Source organism: Streptomyces siamensis (assembly GCF_039543605.1).
GTDB classification, from domain to species: Bacteria; Actinomycetota; Actinomycetes; order Streptomycetales; family Streptomycetaceae; genus Streptomyces; species Streptomyces siamensis.
In genome coordinates this window covers 35,588-60,706 of record NZ_BAABKB010000016.1, presented here as the reverse complement: position 1 = coordinate 60,706, position 25,119 = coordinate 35,588, and the positions used below count along the sequence as shown (strand labels likewise).

General features: G+C 70.6%; 28 protein-coding genes. 12 read left to right on the top strand and 16 right to left on the bottom strand.

Annotation, left to right across the window (positions count from 1 at the left end; translation table 11 throughout):
• Nucleotides 1-48: 48 nt before the first annotated feature.
• From ABEB03_RS20840 to ABEB03_RS20815, 6 genes are all read right to left on the bottom strand, one after another.
• Nucleotides 49-660, bottom strand: coding sequence for a sigma-70 family RNA polymerase sigma factor (locus ABEB03_RS20840; protein ID WP_425589278.1), 612 nt, complete (start codon nucleotides 658-660; stop codon nucleotides 49-51).
• A gap of 152 nt (nucleotides 661-812) precedes the next feature.
• Nucleotides 813-1,466 (bottom strand): hypothetical protein, encoded by a 654-nt coding sequence (locus ABEB03_RS20835; protein ID WP_345651183.1) that lies wholly within the window; start codon nucleotides 1,464-1,466, stop codon nucleotides 813-815.
• Nucleotides 1,467-1,747: 281 nt separating this feature from the next.
• Nucleotides 1,748-2,260, bottom strand: coding sequence for a copper chaperone PCu(A)C (locus ABEB03_RS20830; RefSeq protein ID WP_345651181.1), 513 nt, complete (start codon nucleotides 2,258-2,260; stop codon nucleotides 1,748-1,750).
• Nucleotides 2,257-3,927 carry a heavy metal translocating P-type ATPase gene (locus ABEB03_RS20825; RefSeq protein WP_345651178.1) on the bottom strand — a complete coding sequence of 557 codons (1,671 nt, stop codon included), beginning with the start codon at nucleotides 3,925-3,927 and terminating at the stop codon, nucleotides 2,257-2,259. The genes ABEB03_RS20830 and ABEB03_RS20825 overlap by 4 nt, the downstream gene beginning before the upstream one ends.
• Nucleotides 3,927-4,166, bottom strand: a complete 240-nt coding sequence (locus tag ABEB03_RS20820; protein WP_345651175.1) for a hypothetical protein — start codon at nucleotides 4,164-4,166, stop codon at nucleotides 3,927-3,929. Before ABEB03_RS20820 ends, ABEB03_RS20825 begins: the two co-directional genes overlap by 1 nt.
• A gap of 186 nt (nucleotides 4,167-4,352) precedes the next feature.
• A complete protein-coding gene (locus tag ABEB03_RS20815; RefSeq protein ID WP_345651172.1) occupies nucleotides 4,353-4,784 on the bottom strand; it encodes a MarR family winged helix-turn-helix transcriptional regulator in 432 nt (143 codons plus the stop codon).
• A gap of 298 nt (nucleotides 4,785-5,082) precedes the next feature.
• On the opposite strand from ABEB03_RS20815, the gene ABEB03_RS20810 reads away from it, so the two are divergent.
• Nucleotides 5,083-6,156: an alkene reductase gene (locus ABEB03_RS20810; RefSeq protein ID WP_345651169.1), complete on the top strand. Its 1,074-nt coding sequence runs from the start codon at nucleotides 5,083-5,085 to the stop codon at nucleotides 6,154-6,156.
• 309 nt (nucleotides 6,157-6,465) lie between these two features.
• On the opposite strand, the gene ABEB03_RS20805 is transcribed toward ABEB03_RS20810, so the two are convergent.
• Entirely contained in the window at nucleotides 6,466-8,004 is a 1,539-nt protein-coding gene (locus tag ABEB03_RS20805; RefSeq protein WP_345651164.1) for a CYTH and CHAD domain-containing protein, read from the bottom strand.
• A 138-nt stretch (nucleotides 8,005-8,142) separates the two neighbouring features.
• Between ABEB03_RS20805 and ABEB03_RS20800 the strand changes: the two genes are divergently transcribed.
• Nucleotides 8,143-8,745 (top strand): TetR/AcrR family transcriptional regulator, encoded by a 603-nt coding sequence (locus ABEB03_RS20800; RefSeq protein ID WP_345651161.1) that lies wholly within the window; start codon nucleotides 8,143-8,145, stop codon nucleotides 8,743-8,745.
• Between the two features lie 295 nt (nucleotides 8,746-9,040).
• Here the strand turns inward: ABEB03_RS20800 and ABEB03_RS20795 are convergent, their stop codons facing one another.
• The 5 genes from ABEB03_RS20795 to ABEB03_RS20775 form a co-directional block, all read right to left on the bottom strand.
• Entirely contained in the window at nucleotides 9,041-10,306 is a 1,266-nt protein-coding gene (locus ABEB03_RS20795; protein ID WP_345651156.1) for an ABC transporter permease, read from the bottom strand.
• 132 nt (nucleotides 10,307-10,438) lie between these two features.
• Nucleotides 10,439-11,494 (bottom strand): lysylphosphatidylglycerol synthase transmembrane domain-containing protein, encoded by a 1,056-nt coding sequence (locus ABEB03_RS20790; protein WP_345651153.1) that lies wholly within the window; start codon nucleotides 11,492-11,494, stop codon nucleotides 10,439-10,441.
• A gap of 107 nt (nucleotides 11,495-11,601) precedes the next feature.
• Complete coding sequence (locus ABEB03_RS20785) at nucleotides 11,602-11,889, bottom strand: hypothetical protein (RefSeq protein WP_345651150.1); 288 nt, start codon at nucleotides 11,887-11,889, stop codon at nucleotides 11,602-11,604.
• Between the two features lie 317 nt (nucleotides 11,890-12,206).
• Nucleotides 12,207-13,013, bottom strand: a complete 807-nt coding sequence (locus tag ABEB03_RS20780) for a phosphatase PAP2 family protein (protein ID WP_345651148.1) — start codon at nucleotides 13,011-13,013, stop codon at nucleotides 12,207-12,209.
• Nucleotides 13,014-13,106: 93 nt separating this feature from the next.
• Entirely contained in the window at nucleotides 13,107-14,006 is a 900-nt protein-coding gene (locus ABEB03_RS20775) for a patatin-like phospholipase family protein (RefSeq protein ID WP_345651145.1), read from the bottom strand.
• A gap of 277 nt (nucleotides 14,007-14,283) precedes the next feature.
• Here ABEB03_RS20775 and ABEB03_RS20770 point away from each other — a divergent pair, with 277 nt between their 5' ends.
• From ABEB03_RS20770 to ABEB03_RS20750, 5 genes are all read left to right on the top strand, one after another.
• A complete protein-coding gene (locus tag ABEB03_RS20770) occupies nucleotides 14,284-15,012 on the top strand; it encodes an SDR family oxidoreductase (protein WP_345651142.1) in 729 nt (242 codons plus the stop codon).
• Between the two features lie 57 nt (nucleotides 15,013-15,069).
• Entirely contained in the window at nucleotides 15,070-15,735 is a 666-nt protein-coding gene (locus tag ABEB03_RS20765) for a nitroreductase (protein ID WP_345651140.1), read from the top strand.
• Nucleotides 15,736-15,951: 216 nt separating this feature from the next.
• Entirely contained in the window at nucleotides 15,952-17,418 is a 1,467-nt protein-coding gene (locus ABEB03_RS20760) for an MFS transporter (RefSeq protein WP_345651137.1), read from the top strand.
• Between the two features lie 356 nt (nucleotides 17,419-17,774).
• The gene (locus ABEB03_RS20755; RefSeq protein WP_345651135.1) at nucleotides 17,775-18,131 is read left to right on the top strand and encodes a PRC-barrel domain-containing protein; all 357 of its coding nucleotides are present in this window, start codon (nucleotides 17,775-17,777) and stop codon (nucleotides 18,129-18,131) included.
• A gap of 26 nt (nucleotides 18,132-18,157) precedes the next feature.
• Nucleotides 18,158-18,331 (top strand): hypothetical protein, encoded by a 174-nt coding sequence (locus tag ABEB03_RS20750; protein ID WP_345651132.1) that lies wholly within the window; start codon nucleotides 18,158-18,160, stop codon nucleotides 18,329-18,331.
• A gap of 52 nt (nucleotides 18,332-18,383) precedes the next feature.
• Here the strand turns inward: ABEB03_RS20750 and ABEB03_RS20745 are convergent, their stop codons facing one another.
• The 3 genes from ABEB03_RS20745 to ABEB03_RS20735 all read right to left on the bottom strand — a co-directional run bounded on the left by ABEB03_RS20745 (nucleotide 18,384) and on the right by ABEB03_RS20735 (nucleotide 20,316).
• Nucleotides 18,384-19,421: an alcohol dehydrogenase catalytic domain-containing protein gene (locus tag ABEB03_RS20745; RefSeq protein ID WP_345651127.1), complete on the bottom strand. Its 1,038-nt coding sequence runs from the start codon at nucleotides 19,419-19,421 to the stop codon at nucleotides 18,384-18,386.
• Between the two features lie 63 nt (nucleotides 19,422-19,484).
• Nucleotides 19,485-19,898 carry a (R)-mandelonitrile lyase gene (locus tag ABEB03_RS20740; RefSeq protein WP_345651122.1) on the bottom strand — a complete coding sequence of 138 codons (414 nt, stop codon included), beginning with the start codon at nucleotides 19,896-19,898 and terminating at the stop codon, nucleotides 19,485-19,487.
• 136 nt (nucleotides 19,899-20,034) lie between these two features.
• Nucleotides 20,035-20,316 carry a carboxymuconolactone decarboxylase family protein gene (locus ABEB03_RS20735; RefSeq protein WP_425589286.1) on the bottom strand — a complete coding sequence of 94 codons (282 nt, stop codon included), beginning with the start codon at nucleotides 20,314-20,316 and terminating at the stop codon, nucleotides 20,035-20,037.
• A 249-nt stretch (nucleotides 20,317-20,565) separates the two neighbouring features.
• Here ABEB03_RS20735 and ABEB03_RS20730 point away from each other — a divergent pair, with 249 nt between their 5' ends.
• Complete coding sequence (locus ABEB03_RS20730; RefSeq protein WP_345651115.1) at nucleotides 20,566-21,432, top strand: helix-turn-helix transcriptional regulator; 867 nt, start codon at nucleotides 20,566-20,568, stop codon at nucleotides 21,430-21,432.
• Between the two features lie 50 nt (nucleotides 21,433-21,482).
• Here ABEB03_RS20730 and ABEB03_RS20725 read toward each other — a convergent pair whose 3' ends face one another.
• Complete coding sequence (locus tag ABEB03_RS20725; protein WP_345651112.1) at nucleotides 21,483-21,914, bottom strand: DUF6086 family protein; 432 nt, start codon at nucleotides 21,912-21,914, stop codon at nucleotides 21,483-21,485.
• A gap of 308 nt (nucleotides 21,915-22,222) precedes the next feature.
• On the opposite strand from ABEB03_RS20725, the gene ABEB03_RS20720 reads away from it, so the two are divergent.
• The 4 genes from ABEB03_RS20720 (at nucleotide 22,223) to ABEB03_RS20705 (ending at nucleotide 24,916) form a co-directional block, all read left to right on the top strand.
• Nucleotides 22,223-22,546 carry a putative quinol monooxygenase gene (locus tag ABEB03_RS20720; protein ID WP_345651109.1) on the top strand — a complete coding sequence of 108 codons (324 nt, stop codon included), beginning with the start codon at nucleotides 22,223-22,225 and terminating at the stop codon, nucleotides 22,544-22,546.
• 194 nt (nucleotides 22,547-22,740) lie between these two features.
• On the top strand, nucleotides 22,741-23,232 hold the full coding sequence (locus tag ABEB03_RS20715) for a peptidylprolyl isomerase (RefSeq protein WP_345651106.1): 492 nt from the start codon (nucleotides 22,741-22,743) through the stop codon (nucleotides 23,230-23,232).
• Between the two features lie 370 nt (nucleotides 23,233-23,602).
• Complete coding sequence (locus ABEB03_RS20710) at nucleotides 23,603-24,100, top strand: cupin domain-containing protein (RefSeq protein ID WP_345651103.1); 498 nt, start codon at nucleotides 23,603-23,605, stop codon at nucleotides 24,098-24,100.
• Nucleotides 24,101-24,172: 72 nt separating this feature from the next.
• Nucleotides 24,173-24,916 carry a hypothetical protein gene (locus ABEB03_RS20705; RefSeq protein ID WP_345651100.1) on the top strand — a complete coding sequence of 248 codons (744 nt, stop codon included), beginning with the start codon at nucleotides 24,173-24,175 and terminating at the stop codon, nucleotides 24,914-24,916.
• Nucleotides 24,917-25,119 lie beyond the last annotated feature (203 nt).

The following is a 25,119-nucleotide window of genomic DNA, read 5'->3' as shown; positions in this document are numbered from 1 at the left end:
GTGTCGGCGCCGATGCCGTGCCTACGGCACCGACACCCTCCGGCCTGCCTAGGCGGCCAGCGGAACGGATTCCTCGGCCTCGTCCAACAGATCCACCAGCGACGCCCGGGCCCGGGCCACGCGGGAGCGGACCGTGCCCACGGGGCAGTCGCTGACCCGTGCCGCCTCCGCGTAGGGCAGGCCGACCAGTTGGGTGAGGACGAACGCCTCCCGGCGCTCCTGCGGCAGCGCCGCCAGCAGGTCGAGCAGGGCGATGCCGTCGTCGAAGCCGGGCAGGTCCTGCGGCTGCGCGTTCTCGACGGCCAGTTGCCAGTCCGGTACGTCGGACAGGCGGGGGCGCGCGGCGGCGTACCGGTAGCTGTCGATCACCGCGCGGCGGGCGATGGACAGCAGCCAGGCACGGGCCGAGGAACGGCCCTCGAAGCGGTGCAGGCTGCCGAGCGCGCGCAGGAACGTGTCCTGCGCGAGGTCGTCGACCGCCTGAGGGTCGCCGCAGAGGTGGGCCACATAGCGCCGGACGTCACGGTGCAGGGCGCGCACGAAGCGGTCGACGGCGGCCCGGTCACCGTTGCGCGCGGCGAGCGCCCACGCGGTCGTCGACTCGTCCAGCGACATCGCCGCGTCGTGTTTCTCGCACGCGGGCAGGGCGGAAGCAATCACCTGGTGTCCTTCTCGGTCATCCGTGATCCGGACCGGGGCACGCGGCAGCGCGGCCGGTCCGGGGAAAGGGGGAAACGGCCGTACGGCACCTGCGTGGGCGTACGGCCGAGGCCCGAGGCGCTTGTTGAGCGGCCTCGGGACACCGGCTGTCGTCAGGCGACAGCGGTCCCCACTGGCGGACCCCGAGAAGTGATGGCGTGGACGAGGAGGAGGCGCCGTGCCCGGTCCGAGGTGCGGCGGCGCGCCCGGACGCGCGGACGCTCCGGGGTGAGGGGCAGGGCGAGCAGCAACCGCAGTGGCGCCGCCAGCCATCCGGCCACGGCGCGCAGGATGCGGAACGCGGCGCGCTCGCCGTACGCCAGCCACAGGCCGCACAGCAACGCGGCCAGCAGGTGGGCGGCCGGCATGCCGAACGACGCCGAGCCGGTCATGGAGGACTCCATGTGCCCCATGTCCATACTGTCCATGGGATGCATGTGCATCGACCCCATGTGCATGGAGCCCATGTCCATTGCGCCCATGTCACGCCGCGTGGAACCCGCTCCGCCCGTCGTCGACTGGGCGAACGAGAAGGCCGAGTGCAGTCCTGTCTGCGCGGCCACCACGGCGGCCACGATCGACGGCATCCCACGCTCACGGCCCGTCAGGCACCAGCCCGCGCCGCCGATCACGAGCGCCCCGGCGGCCAGCGCCCACCCTGGGACGTCGCTGCCGGACATCATCACGTGGCCAAGGGCGGCGAGCAGCACACAGACGGCCGCGAACATCGCGGCCCGTACCGTGCGAGAACACCACCCTGCGGTCATGGCGCCACATCCTCGCATCCGGGCGTCGGTCGTCATGCGGGGGTACGGAATGAGCCCCGGTGTCGTACTCAACACCCGAGACGTGATCCAGTCCACACCGACGGCCCGGAACCGGGCGGCAGTTCGGCCCGACTCCTGTCGGAGAAGGGGGCTTGGGCCGCGGGCACCGCGAGTCCTCGCGCCACCCGCGGCCACCACCCGTGCGGGGCGACGTATGTGACACCACCGGCACTCCAGGAAGCAGTCGGCTGCCGTACGGTCATGATGTGAAAGGCAGCCGGTCACGACGTCGGACGGACCACCACCGCGCTGGTCCTGACCGCCCCTCCACGCTCGAAGTGCAGCGTGAACGGCACGAGGTCGCCCTCTGTCCAGTCCCCCTCGGCGGCAAGCGTGACGGCCAGACCGCTCGGTGACATGGACAGCCCACGGCCCGCGGGGACGGCGGCCGAGGTCACCTCGGCCCTGGTGGCGGACCCGCCGCCGGTCATGCGGTGGCGGCTGAGAGTGATCTGCCCGCTCGCGGCGGAGGACGTCACCTCGACCAGCCGGTCGCCCGTGCCACCGGTGTTGGCGACGTCGAAGAACGCGGCGGTCTCCGTGCTGTCCCCGTACGGCAGGAAGACCCGCCCCTTCGCAACGGCGATTCTGGCCGGGCTGCCCGCGTTCCCCGCGCCGGCCCAGGTGGTCAGGCCGGCGAGGGCGATGCCGCACACGACGACGGGCGCTAGGGCGGCGAGCAGGGTGTCGGTGAGCCGACGACGAGTCGGCCGCCACGCGGACGGCTGAGTCATCGGTGCCTCCGGGCGGCGGGCAGAGGCTGCCGACCATGCAGCCGCAGGCTGTTGGCGACCACCAGCAGGGAGCCGGCCGCCATCGCGACGGCGGCGAGCACGGGGCTGAGCAGACCGACCATGGCGGCCGGCACGGTGACGACGTTGCCGCCGAACGCCCATACGAGATTGGCGCGGATCGTGCGCTGGGTGCGCCGGGCCAGCCGTACGGCATCCGCCAGGGCCTCGATGTCCCCGTGGACGAGGGTCACGTCGGCGGCGCCGATGGCCACGTCGGTGCCGCTGCCCATGGCGATGCCGAGGTCGGCGGCGGCCAGTGCCGCGGCGTCGTCGACACCGTCCCCGACGAAAACGACCCGGCACCCCTGCGCCCGCAACTCCCTTACCAGGCCCGCCTTGTCCTCGGGCGTACAGCGGGCGTGCACCTCGTCGATCCCCAGGTCCGCCGCGACGGCCCGGGCAGGCGCCGCACGGTCGCCGGTGGCGAGCACGGGCCGGACGCCGAGGCGCCGCAGCCGGTCCACGGCACGGTGGCTTCCCGGCCGCACGGCGTCCCCGATCTCGAACAGCGCTTCCGGGACACCGTCCACGCGCACCACGGCCGAGGAGTGCGCGGCGGCCTCCGCGACCCGCAGCGCCTCCGCCAGGACGGTGGGCAACTCACCGTCGGGGCCGAGTACTTCGACCCGGCGCCCTTCGACCCGGCCGAGGACCCCGCGCCCAGGCAGGGCGCTGAACTCGACGACGTCCGGCAGTACCTCCGGCGCCCGTCGGGCATGCGCGGCGATCGCCCGCCCCAGCGGATGCTCCGAGCCCTGCTCGACCGCACCGGCCAGCCGCAGCACCGCGTCCTTCTCGAGCCCGCCCGGCACGGCCGTGAGCCGGGCGACGCTCATGTGCCCGGAGGTGAGGGTCCCGGTCTTGTCGAGTACGGCGACGTCGACATGCCGCAGCCCCTCCAGCGCCTTCGGCCCGCTGACCAGGACGCCGAACCGGGCTCCGCGCCCGGTCGCGGCCATCAGCGCGGTCGGCGTCGCCAGTCCCAGCGCGCACGGGCAGGCCACGACCAGCACGGCCACGCACGCCGTGACGGCGGCCTGAGGGTCGGCCCCGGCACCGAGCCAGAACCCGAGCGCGGTGACGGCCGACGCCAGCATCACGGGGACGAGGACACCGGCGACCGCGTCGGCCGACCGCTGGGCCCTCGCCTCCAGGAACCGTCCGGCGTGCGCGAACAGCGGTACGCCGACGACCACTTCGAGGTAGATGTGCGCCACGCCGTCCGAGGACGAGGGTACGAGGCTGAAGTGCGTCCGCATGCCCGCGCCACCGGCACCGCCGAGGAACAGCGCGTACGACGACCAGAGGAAGGACGCCATGACGCCGAGGGACACCAGGGTGTCCATGGTGGCCGCGGAGTGCCGCAGTCCCCGGACCGCCCGCGTGTGGAACGGCCACGCGCCCCACACGGCGACCGGTGCGGCGAGCACGAAGCAGAGCCACTGCCAGTTGCGGAACTGGAGCGCGGGCACCATCGACAGCACGAGAACGGGCATCGACAGCAACGCGATGGCCAGGAGACGGTCACGCTCCTGCCGGGATTTCCCGGACTGCCTTTCGTCCGTGGGCTGTTGCTTCACCTGGGCCGTCACCGTTCCGGCGCTCATCAATGGCCACCACCGTGCTGGTCGCCCATGTCGCCGTCGTCCGTGCCCCCGCCGTCACCGGGAGCGCGTGTGCCGACGCCGTGCATACCGGGTGCGACGGGGCCGGCGGAGGCCCCGACGGCGTACGACAGCGCGAACATCAGGGCCAGCAGCAGGATCAAGCCGCAGAGCGCCGGAGGCGGCACCCCCCTGCGCAGCAGCGCGCTCATCCCCGCCCGGGAAGGTCGGGACTCGTTCATCACCGGGTTCTCCAGATCACGTCGTACGGCGTCGGTCCGTTCGAGCCGTACCGCTTCAGGAGTCGGACCGGCCGCGAGCCGAGTTCCGAGGCGTACGTGTGGTCCCCGTCATACCCCTCGCACGTACCGGCGGGCACCGGCCGAGCTCAAATGCGGTGCTGCTTCGACTCCCCAGCCGGACAGGACCTAGGCGAGCGGGCTGTGCTGTGCGGCGGCCCGGCTGAGGCTGTCCTCGATGCGGGCCAACACACCGAGCATGGCGTCCTGTTCGTCCGCGCCCAGGTCGCCGACGACGCTGTGTTCGAGCTCCGCCCAGACCTGTTCGACCTCCTTGCGCAGCGCGAGGCTGGCCGCGGTGGGTTCGATGATGGTGGCGCGCTTGTCCGTCTCGCAGGGCCGACGGCGGACGAAGCCGGCGTGCTCCAACCGCTTGACCGTGCGGGTCATGGTGGCGGCGTCGGAGCCGAGCAGGCGCACGAGATCGGTCTGACGCTGGGGGCCGAGGTCCCACAGCTGCATCATGACGAGCTCCTGCCCGGTGTGCAGACCGACGCGGCGCAGGAGTTGCCCGGCGAGCATGCGATGCAGACGGGCCACACGGAAGATCGCGTGCGTCATGGCTCCCGCTTGCACCGACGGCGGCAGCTGAGGACGCACCACGTCAGCGGATGACGACCCGGTCGGCTCGGTGTCCGCGTCTTTCGGCACGTCACTCCCGCCCTTCACGAGAATCTTGATCGAGCAAGTACAGCCTAGCGCGCCAGGCCTCCGCGCCTCGGGCGGCACCTACCGGCCGATCCGACGCAGCTGGTGACGCAGGTCACACGACTTTCGGAATGGAGGGAGGTAATTACTTGTTCGGACAGGCATTGGCATCGTGGCGATGCCGACCCACCGATCCGAACGGGAATCCTTCATGACCACAGCCTTCGCTCCCTACGATCTCGGGCGCACCCGCCTGCCGAACCGCATCGTGATGGCACCGATGACGCGCAGCCGCGCCTACGGCCCCGCGCAGAGCCCGACCGACCTGATGGCGACCTACTACGCACAGCGCGCGAGCGCCGGCCTGATCGTCACCGAGGGCACGCAGCCGTCGGTGGTCGGTCAGGGCTACCCGAACACCCCCGGCATCCACTCCGCCGAGCAGATCGCGGCCTGGCGCAAGGTCACCGACGCGGTGCACGCCGAGGGCGGCGTGATCTTCCTCCAGCTCATGCACACCGGCAGGGTCGGCCACCCGAGCCTGATGGGTCTCACCCCCGTCGGCCCCTCCGCGGTCACCGCGAAGGGGCAGGTCTACACGCACGAGGGACCGCAGGACTTCGTCACTCCGCGCGAGCTGACCGATGCGGAGACCGAAGAGACCGTCGCCGACTTCGCCTCCGCGGCACGGAACGCGATCGAGGCGGGCTTCGACGGCGTGGAACTGCACGGCGCCAACGGCTACCTGATCCACCAGTTCCTCGCCCCGAACACGAACCGGCGCACCGACGCCTGGGGCGGCAGCCCCGAACGACGGATCCGGTTCGCCGTCGAGACCGCGAAGGCGGTCGCCGGGGCCATCGGCGCAGACCGTGTCGGCTTCCGCATCTCCCCCGGCAACCCGCACAACGACATCGACGAGAGCGACCGTACGGACCTCGACGCCACCTACACCGCCCTCGTCGACGCCCTCGCTCCCCTCGGTCTCGCCTACCTCCACCAGTTGGAGATCGCCGGCACACGCGACCTGCTCGCACGGCTGCGCAAAGCATGGCCGGGCACCTTCGTGCTCAACCCCTTCACCGGCACGGAGCCCACGGGCGCCGACGCCTTGAACCTCATCGAGGACGGCACCGCCGACCTGATCGCCTACGGCGCTCTGTTCTTGGCCAACCCCGACCTGCCCGCCCGCCTCGCCGCCGGCGGCCCCTTCAACACCCCCGACCACGCCACCTCCTTCGGCGGCGACCACCGCGGCTACACCGACTACCCGACGCTCGCCTGACACAGAGGTGGGTGCGGGTGCCGCCTGCTCCCGCACCCACCCCACCAGCAAGGGTCCCTCCATACGGACGGTCCGCGCCACGCCCCCGAGAATTTGCCTGTCCGAGCAACTACAGACCCCGACCGGAGCACGCGGGCGCCTTGGCAGCCGGTCCGCATCATGGAAGCGCAGTCAACGACCGGGCACCCCGCCGCCGGCGACCAGCGGGCAGCAGGCAGCGGGCAGCGGGCAGCGGGCAGCGGGCGAGCCCAACAGCCCCTGACCCCACGGATGTTCTTGCGACCCAGCCGCGCGCGATGCTTCCGCGATTCAGCGACGAAGGCTCTTGTGCCGGGCCGCCGCAGGAACACGAGCCCACACCTCGGGAAGCTCACGCTCCCGGGCGCCGGCCGCGGACCTCTCCTGGCCGTACAGCAGGCCCCAGGTGAAGCCGGCCTCGCCCGCCGCGTGCGCAGAGATGGCCAGAGCCCTCAGGGTGCCGCAGGCCACGACGCCGTCGTGATGAGCGCCGCTCACCTGCTGTACGACCTTGGCGCGCTTGCCGAGGCGCCGCACAGGCTTCCCCAGGGCCGGCTGCGCCGCCTCCGCGGCGTAGCGGAGCCTCTTGGCAGCCTTGCGGGCGTGATGGATCGAGGCGTCACGCTCCGCTCCGGCGGGCATGTCGAGCGCTCGGTCCATGCGCCGGGTGAGCCGGTCGTACTCCTTCAGCAGCGCCTTGACCATGACCTTCTTGGGCTTGCCTGCCGCCTTGGCATGCAGCGGCGGGGCGTCGGCCAGGCGCTTCAGCCGCTCCAGCAACTTCAGGTAGCGGGCGGAAGCGAGCGCGTCGAGGGTGCGTCGACGGCCGTCGGCCCGACGTCCGGCGTCCCAGGCCTGCAGGCGTGCGCCGACGGGGCCGAGGACCAGTTCCACCGGCAGCTCCTGGATCCCGGAGGTCAGCCGCTCCCGGAGTACCTCCTGATCGCGTTCCGCACCGAGCTCGCGCGCGAGCCATCGCAGATCCTTCCGGATCGGGTCGGTGATCTCGCGGTCGAGAACGGACCGGTAGGTACGCAGGCATCCGCGCAGCCGGCGGGCCGTGGTGCGCATCCGGTGCACCGCGTCGGGTGCTGCGCGGCGGACCGCGGGGTCCAGATCCGTGAGGGCGCGGACCAGCCCGTCCACGTAGGTGAGTACGTGGTCGCCGGCGGATCCCGGAGTGATCCCGGCTCGTGGGTCCGTCTTGCGTCGCAGGAGGGGCGTGGTCTCCTCGATCGCCCGGAGCACCTTGGACGGGCTCGGGGCACGGTCGACACCGTTCTCGCGCAGCACCTTCTCGATGTCGTCCAGAAGTGCAGGGTCGCCGCCCTCGGCGAGTTCGATCTCCATCTCGTTCCACGTCGCATGCCTGTCGTCGTCGAGCAGCGAGTCGGCATTGACCGTGTCCATGCTCAGCTCCGCCAGGACGTCGCCGTCGGCGTCGAGGAGGTGGTTCAGGGAGCGGGTGGAGCGGATGCGGACCACCGGCCGCAGGGCTGCGCCACGGGTGCGGGAGAGCGTGAGCTGCCGCAGTTCGTCGGGGACATCCACCGACGACAGTGGGGCCCGGATCTCCTCACGGCTGTCGCCCGAGAGGGGAAGTTTCAGGTGCCACCCGGCATCCGTGCCGCCCGTCCGGCGCCGCAAGGAGGCGCGGGAGCGGACGATCCGCAGATCGTCGGTGTCGTAGTAGACGGCGTCCAGCTCCTGCACGCCGCGCCCCGCGAGCGACGCGACCCCGGCCACACGGGTCAGGTCGGACAGCCATCCGAGGTCGTCGGCCGCCGGCGCCACGTATTTGCGTTCGGTTTCTCGTGTCGAATGGGCCATACAGATCGCGTTGGCGTATTCGCGAAGCTCAAACCCGCACACACCCCCTCCCGTCGGGGTGCTTCGACCGTCGCCCGTCCGACCGCCGACACGCTAAGCTAACACGACCATTCGTTTTTTATCGCTTAGGATGGATCCATGCCAAAGGTCACCCCGCAGTACATGGAGGCCCGCCGCGCGCAGATCCTGGACGCGGCTCGCCGTTGCTTCCTGCGGGACGGATTCCACTCGACGTCCATGCAGGACCTGTTCGCGGAGTCCGGTCTCTCGGCAGGCGCGGTGTACCGGCACTTCGCCAGCAAGGAAGAGATGATCACGGCGATCGCCGAGGAGAACATGCGGGAGGTCGTGACGATGGTCCATAGTGTCGCCACGGACCGGTCCAGCAGTTCCGTCGGCGCGATGATGGCCGATGTCTTCGAGATGGTGAAGACCAAGACGGTCGAGCAGAACGTCGCCGGACTGGCCGTCCTGGCCTGGTCCGAGTCCCTGCGGAACCCCGCACTGGCCAGGCAGTTCAACGACCTGCTGGCCCGGATGCGTTCCGATCTCGCCGAGGTCGTCCGGGAGCACCAGGACAGCGGAGCCTTCCCGCGCGAGGCGACTGCCGAAGCGATCGCGGCCACTCTCATGTGCGCCCTGCCCGGCTACCTTCTCCAGTTGGCCATCGGCGGGTCCAAGGACGTGGAGGGAGTGCCCGACGCCTTGCGGGCGCTGTGGCCCGACGCGACCACATCCTGACACCGGACGATCCCCGCTGACCGGCCATCGGTTCCGGCGGGCGGCTGCCCCGTCGGATCGAGCGGTCCGGGGCGGCTCTTCAGCCTGCCTTCCGCTGTCATGACAGGACCGTCCCCGCCCGTGACGGCGGCAATCGAAAACGGGCTTCTGGTGCACCACGACCCAAGGGTGTCGTGGTGCACCAGAAGCCCGCTGCCGCGTCGTGCCACCGGTCGGGGCCGCTTTCGCAGGCAGTGCCGACGCTCCTTCGCCGTCGGCGCGGCACGGCGTCAGCCGGCTCCCGCCGCGGCCCGTCTCAGTGGTCTGCCGCGTGCCGGGCGTGCGAGCGTGCGGGGCTCGCTTCCAGCATCAGTGAGGGCGACTCGGAGGGCCCTTCGGGGGTCGGCTGCGAGTCAGGCGTCGCAGTTTCGCTCGCGACCGGGGCTTCAGACACCGCGCCGTCGGCCCTGTCCGGGTGTTGCACCGGCGATGCGTCCGGGGCGGGGCGGGTCCGACGGCCGAGGGCCACGGCCGTCAGGCCGAGGACGCACCACAGGGCGAGCACGGTGATGTGACCTTCGGAGCCGTTGCCGTCGAAGTAGGCCGTGCTGCGCAGAAGATTCGCGCCGGCACCCGGGGGCAGCCACTGGCCGATGGTGTTCACCGCCTTGGGCAGCATTTCCGGTGCGGACGTGACACCGGAGAAGGGGTTCCCGACGAAGACCATGAGCAACGCGGTGATCCCGAGCCCCGCGGGACCGACGAGCGTGATCAGGCCGGCGCTGGTCGCGCTGATGGCGAGCATGGTGAGAGAGACGGCCGCCCAGGTGCCCACCTGCTCGTGCGGCAGCGCCCCGAGCATGCCCTGGGCGACCAAGTAGGCGGTGAAGCCGGCCGCGGTGCACGCGGCGACCAGTTCGGCGACGCGACGCCACCTGGGCATCCGGATGCCGGACATCGTGAGGAACGACGCGATGAGAATGCTGCATATGGTGAGCGGGAGAACCGCCGAGTTGAACACCACTCCCCGGGGATCATCGGCAGAAGTGGGGACGACATCCACCTCCGTCACGACGACCTTGGCCGACGATTCGGCAACGGCCCGTCCGGCATTGGACCTTCCGACTTTGGCCCTTCCGGCTTTGGACCTGACGGACGTCTCGTCGGCATCCCGGGCTTCCTTGGCGGCCGACTTGGCGGCCTGCGCGGCGAGTTGCTGGCCGGACGTGTGGATCAGCTGGGCCACGGAGGTGCTCGCGGCGGAGGCCTCCAGCACGGTGAGACTGCCCGGAGTGATGACGAAGGCGCCGTAGACCTCCCGGCTCTTGATCGCGGAGCGCGCCGACGCCTCGTCGGCGTAAAGATGGAAGTCGAATCCGCCCGGCTTGCTGCGGGCCAGGCCTTCGACCACCTTCTGACTGGCCTCGCTCGTACCCACGATCCCCACCGGCAGATCACGCGGCGCGATGCGCGACGCGGGCCACGCGTACGCCATCACGGCCAACGAGACCACCAGTGGCAGCGCCACGATCACGATGACGGCCCGTCGCAGGGACAGCAATCGCACCAACGGGTTCTTCACGGTCAAGCCTCCAAAGGCGAATAATCATTCTTTTTTGCCGAGCCAGCATGGCTCGACGGTCAGGGAAACGTCAAGACGAATGTTCGTTTTTCTTCAGGCACACCCGTGCCGAGCTGGGTGAATCCGACCCGGCTACCTCCTCCAGCCGGCCAAGCTCGCCGTGGGGCTCGTGGACGGGGCCGTCGGCACGGTGCAGGCGCTGTCGCACGACCTCTCACCACGGGCCGACCGTCGGCGCTGCCGCAACAGCAGGACCCATCCCGCGACGCCGACCAGCCCGGGGGTGATCGTCCGGTAGAGGAGATCGGCGGCCGCGGCGGTTCCGCTGGCCACCCCGCCGTGATGCAGAGCGAGCACCAGGGCCGCGTCGAGGGCACCGATCCCCGCGGGCAGCAGCGGCATGGCCGACGCGGCGGCGACCCCGGCGGTGTAGGCCAGCAGGACCGTCCCCAACGCGGGCCGCGCGCCCACCGCGTGACACACGGCGAGCAGACACAGGCAGTCGCAGGTCCAGTTGAGCAGGGCGAAGCCGAATCCTCGCACCCAGAATCGGGCCGGCGGGTGCATCGCGGCCAGTTCGTCGAGCAGGCCCTCTGCCGACGCGTCGCCCACCGAGCCGCGTCGCACTCTGCGCCACAACCGGAGAAGGGCGTTGACGGGACGGCGCAGCACAGCCGCGTGGTGGATCAGAACCAGTGCGGCGCTCGTGAGCGCGCAGATCACCCCGACGTGGACGGCGATCCGGGCAAGCTGCGAGCCGTCCCCCGCGAGGGTCTTGCCCGCCCCGGCCAGTACGACGAGTGCGATCGTGCTCAGAACGCCGGTGGCCGCATGAGTGAAGCCGATCTGCGGCACGCTGGCGCCCCAGGAGCGCATGCGGCGTGTCCGGTAGGTGATCGACACCAGGCTTCCGCCGGGCAAGGTGGCGCCGAGGGCGTTCCCGCCGAACACCGTGGCGACGGCGGAGCCGAGCGCGACGCGCAGACCGCCGGTTCCCAGTGCCAGTCGTTGCAGGCGGGCGAACGCCATCATGGAAGCCATCTCGGCACCGAGGGCCAACAGGAGCCACATCGGCCGGACATGGGCCAACTGGCCCGCCGCACGACGCGCGTAGGGCGCCACCAGCACGGATTCCGTACCGAGCACGACCACCATGACGCCCGCGGTCAGCACGGTCCGTCGACGCAAGCGCGCCCGAGGGATGAACTCGTCCCTCGGGCAGGCATGTCCGTCCAGGACGTCCGCTTCCCCGCCTGGATCTTGTTCGCGATCCGCCCCGGCCTGTTGCGAGTTGCTCATCGTTGCATCGGCCAGTCGGGTATCAGGTGGGCCGGACCTTCCAGGTGCACCCGGCATCGCGTGTGCTCCGGGACGAGCAGCCCCCACAAGCCGGCCGAGAACCGTATGTCCACGTCGACGGCTGCGACTCGTCCGGCTCCCTTCCCCGTGATGGAGAGGTACGAGCCGCCGATGTTCAGCCGGACCAGGGTGGCGGCGTCGGTGATGCCGTTGAGGGTGAGGATGGCGATCGGGGCCGGTCGGACACCGGTCCCGTCGGAGAGATCGTTGCGGAAGAGCCGCACTTCCCCCCTGGATCCCGCGAGTTGATGTCCCAGTTCGGGGCGGCGCCACCAGGACGGCCGTGCACGGCCGGGGCGGTCGGCTTCGGCCGTCCGAAAGCGCAGGAGCCCCCCGGTCGGCCCTCCGGAATCATGACCGATGAGGAAGGCCTCCACCAGGTGCAACGGCAGATGTGAAGGCCCATGGCCGCGACGCTGACTGCGCATCCAACTGCCGGGCACACGGTTGCCGTTGCCCGGTCGCGCCCCCGGTGGCCGGGACCCGATGCTCGGGGTGTCTCCGTCGTCCGGGGGTGGCGACTGGGGTGGAACGAAATGGGTCATGGTGAGTCACCTGGGGGACGCTTCGCGTGGGGACTTGGGCGGTGCGCTCTGGAAGTGGCGTCGGTGTCGCGCGGGACATGCGTGGCCGGGCGGGCCCGGGACGTCCGCCCGAAGACGTGTCCGCCGAGGTGGACGCGGCCTGCGAGCGCACCGAAGAGCACGATGAGGAGGGCTCCCGCGACGGCGTCCGCGAGGTAGTGGTTGCCCGTCGCGACGACGACCAGCGTCGTGAGGAACGGGTAGGCGAGACCGAACCCCCTCAGCGACCCGCGGCGGGCGTGCCGGAAGAGGAGCCAGCCCGACCACACGGCCCAGCCGACATGGAGGGACGGCATGGCCGCGTACTGGTTGACGAGGCCGCCCAGCCCGTGCGGCGCGCTGGTCTGTCCGCTCCACCACCCCCACTGCTCGACATCGGCCACGGTGTCGTGGATCCCCGCCTGGGGAAGCAGCCGGGGCGGTGTGGCAGGGAAGCGCCAGAATCCGACGAGCGCGCTCAGGGTGACCGTGGCGAGCCAGGTGCGGGCCCTGCGGTAGTGCGCGGGCTGCCTGCGGTAGAGCCAGATGAGTACGGCGGGCGTGACGACGTAGTGCAGGGTGGCGTAGAAGTACGCGGCGAGGACGGCCAGGACCGGAACGTGGTGCAGTGCCTCGTTGAGCGACTGCTCCGGCGCCAGATGCACGGCGTCTTCCCAGCTCTGGATGCTTCGGCCGTTGCGGTCCGCGGTGGTGCTCCAGCCCCGCTGCATCCCGCGAGTGATCTCGTAGACCGCGTACAGCAGCCCCAGCAGCAACAACTCCACCCACCACCGTGGCAGCGCACGCCCGCCCGGTGTTCGCGAGGGATTCGGGGCCAAAGGGGGCGCGGGGGAGGCCAGGTCGACCATCGGGCGTCCTCACGCCGCGGCCGCGGGCTGCCGGGTGAGCCAGCCCTCGGTCAGCCGGCAACCGGCCTCGATCAGCCGCGGGGTGTCGCGGAAGTCGATCACGCTCGCGACGCGGGTGGTGGCCGCGGGCAGCCGGAGAACCGACCCACGGACGGCGGCGAGGTCCCGCCGCTCTCGCTCGACCAGAATCTGTTCCAGTGCCCGGAAGGCAACGCACAGGGCTCCGGGCCCATGGCCGGCCTGTCGCGTGACTGCCGCCGGAAGTACGTAGATGGTGGTCGCGCCGAGCGATTCGGCCTGCAGCACGGGCACGTCCGCCGACACACCGCCGTCGATGAGCCGGCGCTCCCCCAGGCGTACCGGGGCGTAGAGGCCGGGGAAGGCCGCCGAGGCGAGCAGCGCCGAAACGGCGTCGCCCCGGGACAGCACGACCGGCGCGCCGGTCTCGAAGTCGGTCGCCACCGCGTGCACCGGCACCACGGTCTCCTCGAGCCGGCCGACGCCGATGACGGCCCGCAACATCTGCCGCAGAGGCGTACTGGAGACCGCCGCCTCTCCCCGGCCCGCCACTGCGCGGACGAGGGTCCGAAGCGATATCGGTGCGACATGCCGTCGCCGGAGGCCCAGCCACAGCGCTTCCAGCCGGTCGATGCCCTCGATGCTCGGATCGGCGGCGAAGGCGACGCCGTTGAGCGCGCCGGCCGAGGAGCCCACCACGAGATCGGGCCTGATCCCCGCCCGCGTGAGCGCTCGCAACATGCCGACCTGCGCCGCGCACAGGCTGCCTCCGCCCTGGAGCACGAACGCCACGGTGCCGGACGGCACCGGGCCGGTCACGGCCGGCGCCCCGGCGTCCCGCGGAACCCGGTACGCGGTCATCGCCGACCCCCCGGTCTGTACAGGACCCATGTCGCCTCCTCCCTTTCCGAGAACGATCATTCGTTTTTGCGTTCCCCATCCTGCGACATCGATCATCGCGACGTCAAGACGAACATTCGTTTTGCTTGAATCGGCACCCGCCCCACCGCACGACAGAGTCAGGCCATGACCGCCACCACGACGGCTCCACCTGAAGCGGGGCGTCATGACAGCGCACCCCTCACCGATCAGGGCGCCACTCTTTGCCGCGCCGACACGGTGCCCCATATGCCATATTGCAGACATATCCTTCGACGAAAGGTGTGTCATGAAGGTCGCGGTCATCGGCGGTACGGGGCTCATCGGGTCACAGGTCGTCAAGGATCTGAACGCCGCCGGGCACGAGGCGGTACCCCATTCGAAGTCCACCGGAATCGACGTACTCACCGGTCAGGGGCTGGACGAGGCGGTGGCCGGAGCCGACGTCGTCGTCAACCTGACGAACTCCCCGACCTTCGACGAAGCCTCCCCCGCCTTCTTCCAGACCTCGATGGACAACCTCCTGGCCGCGGCCCGGAAGGGCGGCGTCGGCCACTTCGTCATCCTCTCGATCGTCGGCGTGGACCAGGTGCCGGCGCTGGACTACTACCGGGCCAAGGCTCTCCAGGAGCAGCTCCTCGCGGCTGGGTCGGTCCCCTACTCGATCGTCCGCGCGACCCAGTTCATGGAGTTCATGGACGCCGTCCTGTCCTGGACCTCCGACGACGACACCGTCCGCCTGCCCGCCACACCCATCCAGCCGATCGCCGCCAAGGACGTGGCCGAGGCGGTGGCGGAAGTCGCCGCGGGCGCCCCGCTGAACGGCATTCGCAACGTCGGTGGCCCCGAGATCTTCCACCTCGACGAACTGGGCCGGATCACCCTGTCCCACAAGGGCGACAAGCGCACCGTCGTCACCGACCCCACCGCCGGCATGTTCGCGGCCGTCGAGGGCGACGTCCTCACCGACAAGGATGCCCGCATCGCCCCCACCCGCTACACCGACTGGCTCTCCTGAACCGTCGGCTCCCCTTCGGACCCGCGGACACGGCGAGCGGACGGGAGGCAGACGGTCTTGGACGTCTATGAGGCGGTCACGAGCCGACGGGCGGTCCGCGGGTTCACCGACCGGCAGGTCCCGAGGGAGGTGCTGGAGCGCGTGCTGTCCGCCGCGGCCTGGGCACCGTCCGGATCGAACCTCCAGCCCTGGCACGCGTACGTGCTGACCGGCGCGCCGCTGGCCGAGCTCAAGCGGCGCGCGGGCGAGCGCGTGGCCGCAGGCGACCCGTGGGACGAGCGGGAGTACGAGATGTACCCTGCCACGCTGAAGTCCCCGTACCGCGAGCGCCGATCCGCCTTCGGCCATGAGCGCTACAGCGCACTAGGAATCGCACACGAGGACTGGGAGGCGCGCCAGCGGGCCGCGTCCGCGAACTGGGAATGCTTCGGCGCGCCCGCCGCCCTGTTCTGCTACATCGACCGTGACCTGGGGCGGCCCCAGTGGTCCGACGTCGGCATGTATCTGCAGACCGTCATGCTGCTGCTCCGCGCCGAAGGGGTGCACAGTTGCCCGCAGATGGCGTGGTCGGTGTATCGCAAGACCGTGGCGGAGGTCCTGTCGCCCCCCGACGCCCTCATGCTGTTCTGCGGCATGTCCATCGGGTACGAGGACGGCACGGTGGGCTACACCCGTACCGGCCGGGCGCCGCTCGACGAGACGGTCACGTTCGTGGAGGGCTAGCCGGGCTGCGGAGGGGTGACTGCGGCCCCGCACCGGAGGCCATCTCGGGCGCCCCGCGGTCAGCGCCCTGCACCCCGGCCAGTTCCCCGCTGATCAAGAAACGGGTCCCGGCCGACCGGCCGCGCCGGATCAACACCCGCCTGCCGAGAGCCACCTCCGACACCGAGGTGCCGGAAGAGCCGTAGGTCGTCGACTCGCCGTCATACTCGCCCTAGCATGCTGACCTGGTCGGATGCCCGCGGACAGGACGGAGTCGGCGACGTGCCCTTCGCGGCATCGGTCAGTGGCGGCGAGCCCGGACCTCCTGGCCCCGACGCCACGGCCGCGCAACGCTCCACGGCACCGCTGCTGGCGGTGTGCGCCGGGTACTTCATGGTCATCCTGGACGTCACCATCATCAACGTGGCGGTGCCCGTGGTGGGCCGGGACCTGTCGGCCTCGCTCACCGGCATCCAGTGGATCACGGACGGATACACCCTGGTCTTCGCGGGGTTCCTGATGACCGGCGGCGCGCTCGGTGACCGGCTGGGCAACCGGCGCGTCTTCTGTGCGGGCGTGGTGGTCTTCACGCTGGCCTCGGCCGCGTGCGCCTTCGCGCCGGGCACCGCCTTCCTCGTCGTGGCGCGTCTCGTGGAGGGACTGGGCGCGGCACTGATCGTCCCCGGCTCCCTCGCCCTGCTCCAGCAGGCGTATCCGGCGCCGGCGGCACGCTCGCGCGCCTTCGGGCTGTGGGGATCGATGGCAGGTGTCGCGGCCTCCGCCGGACCACTGCTGGGCGGGCTGTTGGTGTCCACGGTGGGCTGGCGGTGGGTCTTCCTCATCAACCTGCCCGTCGGCGTGATCTGCCTGATCCTGACGCTGCGTCATGTCGCGCCGTCCCCCCGGCGCGCCGACCGGGCACTGGACTGGCCGGCCCAGTGCGCGGTGGTGGCCGCGGTGGCCCTGCTGACCACCGCGCTGAACGAGGCCGGGCGGCGCGGCTGGTCGGATCCCGCCGTCCTCGCCGCGCTCGGACTGGCCGTGCCGGCCGGGGCGGCGTTCGTGGTGCGTGAGTGGCTCGCACGGCGCCCCGCCCTTCCGCTGCGCCTGCTGCGCTCACGCACCATGAGCGGCGCCGCCGCCATCGGTCTGCTGTTCAACTTCGGCTTCTACGGCATGGTGTTCACCGCCAGCCTGTACTTCCAGCACCAGCGTGGCTTCAGCGCCCTGGAAACCGGACTGGCGCTGTTCCCGGCGGTGGCGATGACCATGTTCGCCTCCGTCCTCTCCGGCCGCCTGTCCCGCCGTACCGGCGATCGCCCGCTGGTGGTCACCGGCATGCTCCTGGGCGCCCTGGGCCTGGCCGGCTGGGCCGCGGCCGGGGTCGATCCCGCCTACGCGCTGTTGGTGGCCCCGATGATGGCCGCCGGGTTCGGCACGTCCTTCGCGCTCACCGGATCCACCGCCACCGTGATGGGCTCGGCGCCGGCGGCCTACGCGGGAGCCGCCTCCGGACTGTTCAACACCACCCGGCAGATCGGCAGCGCCACCGGTGTGGCACTCGGAGGCAGTCTGCTGGCCACCAGCAGCGACTACGGCACCGGCCTGCGCGTCAGCATGGGCATCGGTGCTCTCGCCTACCTGACGGCCGCCGCGCTCGCCTGGCGGTGCGTGCCCGCCAAGGGGGACGCGGGCGGTGAATGACCGCCGGCCGTCCCGCGCGGTCCCGGCCGCGGCCGGGACCGACGGCCGTCCTGGACACCTTCCAAGTCCAGTTTCTTCGCGACGTGTTCGATGCGCTCAACCGACAGAGAATCGTCCTCTCCCCCGGACCCCATCGCCCTCGGACCGCTCGTCCTCATCGAGGGCGACCCTTTCGGCCTGTAACGCGGCGGGATGCTCCGTGGCAGACATTCCGACATGCCGACGTTCCGACATCCGCACCGTTCGATCCGGTGCCCCGGTGAGTTGTCGGCGGCATTTGATCGTTTCTGGGCAACCATGGCCACGGAGCGCTTCAGAAAAGCGTTCAGGGGTACTCCAGTCTGCGGAGGTTCACGATGTTCGAGGCAGCCGACATCCGCGAGTGGCGCGGTCATGACGTGAGGGATCCCGGCGGTCACAAGATCGGGGTCCTGGAATCGGTGTACGTCGACACCGCGACGGACAAGCCGTTCTTCGCCACGGTGACCGTCGGCCTGCCCACCCGCCGCCGACTGGTGTTCGTGCCGCTCCCAGGCGCGACCGTCGGTCCGGGCTATCTGACGGTCACCTACGCCAAGGACCTGGTCAGGAAAGCCCCAGCGATCGACACCGACGGCGAACTGCCCGCACCCGACGAGCCGAAGGTCTTCGCGCACTACGAACTCGACTACGCACCGGGCACCGGCGGCGAACGCCGCCTCGCCCGCCGCTGACCCGCCGGAACGCGCCAGGAGAGCTGATGAGCTGGTTTCTTTTCCTGATTCTCGTGGCCCTTGTCCTCGGCATCATCGGATTCGCCGTGCACGGCCTCTTCTACCTGCTGATCATCGGTGCCGTCGTCCTGCTCGCCGACCTCGTCTACGCCGCCCTGCGCATCCGGCGCGGCGGACGAAAGCACCGCATCGCCCGCTGAGGGGGTGGACAGGTCGCTGCGATCCTGCCCACCCCTCCGACCACCCGGCGCCTCAGAACGTGATCATGACCTTCAGCGCCTCGCGCTGGTCCATCGCCCGGTAGCCCTCCGGCGTCTGCTCCAGGGAGACGGCGCGGTCGAAGACCCGGCCGGGATCGACGGTGCCGTCCAGGACGGCCGGCAGCAGTGTGTCCATGTACGCGCGCACGGGTGCCGGGCCGCCGTTCAGGGTGACGTTCGGGCCGAAGAGGCTGCCGAACCCGACGGGTGCGTCCTCGTACTGCGGGACTCCGACCCGGCTGATCACACCTCCGGGGCGCACCACGCCGACGGCCATTTCGTAGGCGGGCATGTGCCCCACCGCCTCCAGCACGGCACGCGTGCCGTGGCCGCCGGTGAGGTCGCGGACCTTGGCGATGCCTTCCTCTCCGCGTTCGGCGATCACGTCGGTGGCGCCGAACGCGCGGCCCAGATCGGTACGGGCCTGGTGGCGGCCCATCAGGACGATCCGCTCCGCGCCCAGCTGCTTGGCGGAGAGGACCGCGAGCAGACCGACCGCGCCGTCGCCGATGACGGTGACCGAGTCACCCGGCTCGACGCGGGCTTGGTGGGCGGCGTGGTAGCCGGTTCCGTAGACGTCGGCCAGCGTCAGCAGCGACGGCAGCAGCGACGCGTCGACGCCCGCGGGCAGCTTCACCAGCGTGCCCTGCGCCTGCGGTACGCGAATGGCCTCGGCCTGGGCGCCGCCGACACCGCCGGCGCCGTAGAAGCCGCCCTTCGGGCAGGAGGTGTGCAGGCCCTCACGGCAGTACTCACAGGTGTTGTCCGCGAAGGCGAACGGGGAGAGCACCAGATCGCCGCGGCTGAGGCCGGACACCTCCGAGCCGAGTTCCTCGACGACGCCGAGGAACTCGTGGCCCATGGGCGCGGGTCCGTCGGCGGCCGACAGGGAGTGGTACGGGTGCAGGTCGCTGCCGCACACGCAGGAGCGGACGATGCGCACCACCGCGTCGGTGGGGTGCTCGACGACCGGGTCCGGCGCGTCCTCGACGCGGACGTCGCCGGCCTTGTGCATGAACGTTGCCCTCATGGGGACGTCTCGCTTTCGTGGGGGGATGGTGATCAAGAAATGGGTCCGCCGGACAACCGGGGGTCAGTGGTGGCGGGTGCGCGGCCTGCTGTACTGCTCGTCGGTGACCTTCTCCAGCCAGGTGGTCTCCGGCCGGTCGTCGCCCGGGCCCTCCCACATGGCCAGGTGCTGCATGAAACGTTCGGGTGTCGCGCCGTGCCAGTGCTCCTCACCGGGCGGGCAGGTCACCGTCTCGCCGGGGTGCGCTTCGAACACCGTGCCGTCGCGCGTGCCGATCAGGGCGACGCCCTCGACGACGTGCAGGGTCTGCCCCACGGCGTGGTGGTGCCATGCCGTTCGCGCTCCCGGGGAGAACCGCACCATGTTGGCGCGCAGCCTCGACGGCTCCTGACCGGCGTGGATCACGTCGAACCACACGTCTCCGGTGAACCACTCCCCCGGAGCCTTCGTGGTCGGCTTGGGCTTGACGAATTCCATTGGTTTCCTTGTCCTTCTTGGTACTTGGTACTCGGCGCCCGGCATGGGGTGCCGGGGTGCGATCGCGGGCGGCTGCCGCATGGTGCCGGGCGCTGCCACGGGCGCCTCACGCGCCTGCCGGGCAGCGCGGCAGGAGTCAGGCGGTCGGCCCGTCCGAGCTGCCGGTGATGTCCTTCAGCCGGCCGAGCGCGCTCATGGCGCTGGGCCATCCGGCGTAGAACGCGAGGTGGGTCAGCGCCTCGGCGAGTTCCTCGCGGCTCAGACCGTTGTCCAGCGCCAGCTTCAGGTGGAAGCCGAGCTGCTCGGTGCGATAGAGCGCGGCCAGGGTCGTCACCGTGACGAGGCTGCGGTCCCGGGGCGAGAGGTCCGGCCGCTCCCACACGTCGCCGAACAGGACGTCGTCGGTGAGCTCCACCATTTTCGGCGCGAGGCCGCCGAGGGCCTTCTGCGCTGCCGATTCATTCTCCGGCACAACCCACTTCCTTTCTGTTTCTCGCGGCGCCGGTAAACGTTCCGCATTTGATGCGAACGAATCTCAGTGCCGCGATTTTCAGGCTCGCACCGCCGCATGGGTGCCGCAAAGAGGAGAGTTCCTTCCTGGGCAGGAGACATCCTGGGAAGAAACTCTCCCCCTCAGAGGTGGCACGAGCGGTGACAGACTGGAGGCATGAGTCCCGACGCACGCCTCACCGAGCTGGGCGACTTCCTGAAGACCCGCCGCGCCGAGCTCAGCCCACGCGCCGTCGGTCTGCCCGACGGCGCCGGGACGCGCCGGGTTCCGGGCCTGCGCCGGGAGGAGGTGGCGCAGCTCGCATCGATCTCCACCGACTACTACACCCGCCTGGAACAGGGCCGGCTCTCCGCGCCCGGCGGCGTCCTGGACGCTCTGGCCCAGGCCCTGCGCCTCGACGACGACCAGCGGGACTATCTCTTCGGACTGGCCGGAAGGGCGAGCGCCCGTCCGCGGCGCCGGGCCCGCCAGAAGGTCCAGCCGCAACTGCGGCGCCTCCTGGACGACCTCAGCACGACGCCTGCCATCGTGATGGGGCGCCGTATGGACGTCATCGCGTGGAATTCGCTGGCCGCGGCACTCGTCACGGACTTCGGAAGAATCCCGGAAAAGCACCGGAATTACCTGCGGCTGCTCTTCGTGGACCCGGCGATGCGGTCGCTCTACGCGGACTGGGAGACCGTCGCCCGTACCTGCGTAGCCCAACTGCGCATGGAGGCCGTGAAATACCCCGACGATCCCCGGCTGACGGCACTCGTCGGTGAACTGTCCGTACGGGACCCGGACTTCCGCACGTGGTGGGCCGCCCACCACGTCGCCACCCTCGGTGTCGGCACGAAGATCCTCCACCACCCGGTCGCCGGGGAACTCGCGCTGGACTGGGACACGTTGACGGCCAGCACCGACCCCGACCAGCAACTGATCATCTGGACCGCCGAAGTCGGCACCCCCACGCACGACGGGCTGCGCATCCTCGCCTCGTGGGCCGCCGACCAGCATCTGTCGGCGACGCCGGTCGACTAGAACACGCGGCTCGTCTCAGGACGCCGAGCGGGCCCGTCCCGCGCCAGTGATCAGCACGCCATGAAACGGCCCAGCTCGCGTGAGCGGTCCCGAAGAGCGGCCGCCCACGCCTCATCGCCGACCGGAGCGAAGACTGACGGGACTTGGACATCGGACCGGTCGTCGTCCATGGCCCGGTCGTCCGTTTCCCAGTCGATCTCCAGGTCTGCGCGCTCGGCGAGGACGAGCATCGTGGCGACGAATCCTTCGGACAGTGCGTTCATGACGCCGTGGCTCGTCCTGCGGTGCTGTGCCAGCAGGGCGGCCACGAACATCTGGAAGGTGACGGGGTCGATCCGGGACTCGTCGGATTCCATCGGGCCGATGCCGGACGGCAGTTCCAGTTCGGCTTCGAATACGGACACCTGCCGCAGGAACAGCCGGGCCGCGCCATTGGAAGGGTTCCACAGGGTCCGGCCGTCCACCTCGAAGTACTGACTCACCACGCGTCTCCCCCCGCTGTTCAGGGCAGCAGCCTAATCCGCGGTGTCCACCCCGGACTGCACCGAGTGCGCAGGCCTGAAGCGCGGGGGCACAGACCCTGTACCGGATGGCCTGTCCATAGGATGCGTGGAGATTCACCCCCTCAGGAGCGGCTGGGCGTGAGCCTTTTCGCGCCCGCGGGGGAACCCGGTCGCCCACGCCTCGGCCCGGTCGACTGCACGGCGCCCCGCACTCGGCGTACGTTTTCCCCGGCGTTCACCGGCGGCCGGCGCCGGAGGACGACTCACCACGTACACAAGGAGCCCTTATGATCTTCATCACCGCCAAATTCCGTGTCCGCCCCGAAGACGCGGACCGGTGGCCGGAGATCGTCGCCGATTTCACGGCAGCCACCCGCGCGGAGCCCGGCTGTCAGTTCTTCGACTGGTCCAGGAGTGTCGAGGATCCGACGGAGTACGTGCTGGTCGAGGCGTTCCGCGACGACGAGGCCGGCGCCGCCCACGTCCAGTCCGCCCATTTCAAGGCCGCGCAGCAGACCCTGCCGCCCCACCTGGCCGCGACACCGCGCATTGTGAACATGAACATCCCGCAGGACGACTGGTCGCTGCTCGGCGAGATGGCCGTCGACTGACATTCCCGGCGGCGAAGTGCGATCCGCGGGTCCGCGGAGACGGTACCCGGGACGCGGCTGAATCCGGGGCTCGGTCCCGGCCGGCCGGGTCTCGGTCCGGGTGACCAGGGCGGCGTGTGATCGTGCCGCTTACGCACCCGGCGCCCCGGCCTCATATGCTCGGGGCATCCATTCGATTCCACAGGAGCAGAGCAATGAGCCAGAACGTCTTTTTCGAGGTCACCGCTGACGGCGAGCCGCTCGGCCGTATCGAGTTCAAGCTCTTCGACGACGTCGTCCCGAAGACCGCGCAGAACTTCCGTGAGCTGGCCACCGGCAAGCACGGCTACGGCTACAAGGGCTCCCCGTTCCACCGGGTCATCCCGGACTTCATGCTCCAGGGCGGTGACTTCACCAACCAGAACGGCACCGGCGGCAAGAGCATCTACGGTGAGAAGTTCGCCGACGAGAACTTCAAGCTCAAGCACACCAAGCCGGGCCTGCTGTCCATGGCCAACGCCGGCCCGAACACCAACGGCTCGCAGTTCTTCGTCACCACCATCGTCACCAGCTGGCTGGACGGCAAGCACGTCGTGTTCGGCGAGGTCGTCGAGGGCATGGACGTGGTCAAGGCGATCGAGGCGCTCGGCAGCCGTTCCGGCGCCACCTCCAAGGAGATCATCGTCTCCGACTGCGGCACTGTCTGAGGACCTGCTGCCCAGGTGAGGCAGGCAGCGACGCCGTCGCGCCCCTGCGCCTCCTGACGTCGGCGTCCGCGGCTCCATCGTGGGCCGCGACGGACACAGCCGCCTCGGCCCCGCCTCCCGGTCAGGACCGGGAGGCGGGGCCGGCCGACGTCACGAGCCGCTCCCCGACGCGACGCCACACGGCCTACGGTCGCCGCCCGCACGCAGACTGACAGGCGGCGGGTCGCCGCGGCGGAACGCCCCTGCCCGAGGGTGGGGAATTGACCGGTGTTTCCCGCACTGAATTGCACTCTCCGGTGGGTCTTTCGGCTTCATACAGTGGTGATCACAACGACGGCGCACCCGCTGCACAGCCGAAGGGGACACCACCATGAACAGCAAGAACGTCGAATTCCCGGCCCTTCTCACTCGCGCCGCAAAGGCCGAGACCTCCGCCGACCCCAGCAGTGTGATGACCCTGCTGGCCGACGCCGACGGGCCGGGCGGCGGGTTCACGACGTACCGCTCCACGTTCACCGAGGGAGCCGTCGGCGCTCCTGCCCACTTCCACACCAAGGCCACGGAGCTCTTCTTCGTGATCAGTGGATCCCTTCAGGTCCTGGTGGGCGACGACATCACGATCCTCGACGCCGGCGACTTCCTCGCCGTGCCCCCGCACACCCCGCACGCGTTCGCCGCGGCTCCCGGCTGCACCGCAGACGTGCTGTTCACCTTCACGCCCGGCATGGCCCGCTTCGACTACCTGCGGCTGCTCGGCAGCGTGATGCGCGGCGAGCGCGACCCGAAGGAGATCGCGGAGTCCTCGGAGCGTTATGACAACCACTACGTCGACAGCCCCGCCTGGCGAGACGCTCTCGCCGCGTCGTGACGGGGCAGAGCGCACGGCGAAGGACGCAAACCACTTGAGCAGCGCCCTCAGGGCCCCCATGATTCACCGTTCGTGACGACACCGAAGCAGACGACAGTGAAGTGGACGACAGTGAAGCACCTGCTGGTCCGGGCCGCCGCCCGCAACAACGCCGAGTGGTGCGCGGCGGTGAGCCGATCGCACGGCCTGACAAGCGAGTTCGGGCAGCACGCCTGGACCGCTCCGGCCCGCACTCCGCTGTACTACCCCGATGCGGTGACGCTGCTTCCGGACACCGACCCGGCCGCGTTGACGGGCCGGATCGACACGGCCGCGACCGGCGCCTCCGTCAAGGACAGCTTCGCCTGCCTCGATCTGACAGGGGCCGGCTTCCATGTCCTGTTCGAGGCCCAGTGGATCCACCGCCCGGCGGGTGCGCCCGCCATCGCGTCGGATCTCGTATGGGATGTGGCGGACGCCCCGGACACGCTGCGCGCCTGGGCGCTGGCGTGGGATCGCGGCGAGGGCAACGCAGGCCTCTTCCGGCCCGAACTGCTCGCCGATCCGGGCACGTTCATGCTCGCCGGACGCTCGGCCGACGGCCGTGTGGTCGCCGGAGCCGTCGCGAGCCGAAGCGACGAGGTCGTCGGCGTCTCCAACGTCTTCGCGGTGGACGGCGACCCTGACAGTGCCTGGCCGGGCGTACTGGGCGGGGTGCACCACCTGTTTCCCACCCTGCCGGTGGTCGGCTACGAGCACGGCGACGACCTGGCGTCCGCCGTGCGACACGGCTTCGAACCGATCGGCCCGCTGCGGATCTGGCTGCACGGCGGGTGACCGGCTCCAGCCGGGCGGCCCGGCCACCTGGCCTTCGCGCCGGTCGGTCGTGCCACTGTCCCTCGCGTGCGGCGCAGGCGTCCGCCCGTCGCGCGGCAGGGGCCCGAAGCGGAGGCTCGTGGCGCCGGTACTCGCTGCGGCGCCGGGGGCCTCACTAGAATCCGGGACATGGCGCCCACATCCACCAGGCGATTCCGCGGCGC

Excerpts from the sequence above, each read along its gene's own strand:
- ABEB03_RS20745 (WP_345651127.1), bottom strand. The coding sequence starts at position 19,421 with ATGAGGGCAACGTTCATGCACAAGGCCGGCGACGTCCGCGTCGAGGAC.
- ABEB03_RS20760 (WP_345651137.1), top strand. The coding sequence starts at position 15,952 with ATGCTGACCTGGTCGGATGCCCGCGGACAGGACGGAGTCGGCGACGTG.
- ABEB03_RS20755 (WP_345651135.1), top strand. The coding sequence starts at position 17,775 with ATGTTCGAGGCAGCCGACATCCGCGAGTGGCGCGGTCATGACGTGAGG.
- ABEB03_RS20805 (WP_345651164.1), bottom strand. The coding sequence starts at position 8,004 with ATGGCCCATTCGACACGAGAAACCGAACGCAAATACGTGGCGCCGGCG.
- ABEB03_RS20720 (WP_345651109.1), top strand. The coding sequence starts at position 22,223 with ATGATCTTCATCACCGCCAAATTCCGTGTCCGCCCCGAAGACGCGGAC.
- ABEB03_RS20735 (WP_425589286.1), bottom strand. The coding sequence starts at position 20,316 with ATGGTGGAGCTCACCGACGACGTCCTGTTCGGCGACGTGTGGGAGCGG.
- ABEB03_RS20815 (WP_345651172.1), bottom strand. The coding sequence starts at position 4,784 with ATGACGCACGCGATCTTCCGTGTGGCCCGTCTGCATCGCATGCTCGCC.
- ABEB03_RS20730 (WP_345651115.1), top strand. The coding sequence starts at position 20,566 with ATGAGTCCCGACGCACGCCTCACCGAGCTGGGCGACTTCCTGAAGACC.
- ABEB03_RS20715 (WP_345651106.1), top strand. The coding sequence starts at position 22,741 with ATGAGCCAGAACGTCTTTTTCGAGGTCACCGCTGACGGCGAGCCGCTC.
- ABEB03_RS20800 (WP_345651161.1), top strand. The coding sequence starts at position 8,143 with ATGCCAAAGGTCACCCCGCAGTACATGGAGGCCCGCCGCGCGCAGATC.
- ABEB03_RS20740 (WP_345651122.1), bottom strand. The coding sequence starts at position 19,898 with ATGGAATTCGTCAAGCCCAAGCCGACCACGAAGGCTCCGGGGGAGTGG.
- ABEB03_RS20830 (WP_345651181.1), bottom strand. The coding sequence starts at position 2,260 with ATGACTCAGCCGTCCGCGTGGCGGCCGACTCGTCGTCGGCTCACCGAC.
- ABEB03_RS20820 (WP_345651175.1), bottom strand. The coding sequence starts at position 4,166 with ATGAACGAGTCCCGACCTTCCCGGGCGGGGATGAGCGCGCTGCTGCGC.
- ABEB03_RS20750 (WP_345651132.1), top strand. The coding sequence starts at position 18,158 with ATGAGCTGGTTTCTTTTCCTGATTCTCGTGGCCCTTGTCCTCGGCATC.
- ABEB03_RS20810 (WP_345651169.1), top strand. The coding sequence starts at position 5,083 with ATGACCACAGCCTTCGCTCCCTACGATCTCGGGCGCACCCGCCTGCCG.
- ABEB03_RS20835 (WP_345651183.1), bottom strand. The coding sequence starts at position 1,466 with ATGACCGCAGGGTGGTGTTCTCGCACGGTACGGGCCGCGATGTTCGCG.
- ABEB03_RS20775 (WP_345651145.1), bottom strand. The coding sequence starts at position 14,006 with ATGGGTCCTGTACAGACCGGGGGGTCGGCGATGACCGCGTACCGGGTT.
- ABEB03_RS20825 (WP_345651178.1), bottom strand. The coding sequence starts at position 3,927 with ATGAGCGCCGGAACGGTGACGGCCCAGGTGAAGCAACAGCCCACGGAC.
- ABEB03_RS20770 (WP_345651142.1), top strand. The coding sequence starts at position 14,284 with ATGAAGGTCGCGGTCATCGGCGGTACGGGGCTCATCGGGTCACAGGTC.
- ABEB03_RS20710 (WP_345651103.1), top strand. The coding sequence starts at position 23,603 with ATGAACAGCAAGAACGTCGAATTCCCGGCCCTTCTCACTCGCGCCGCA.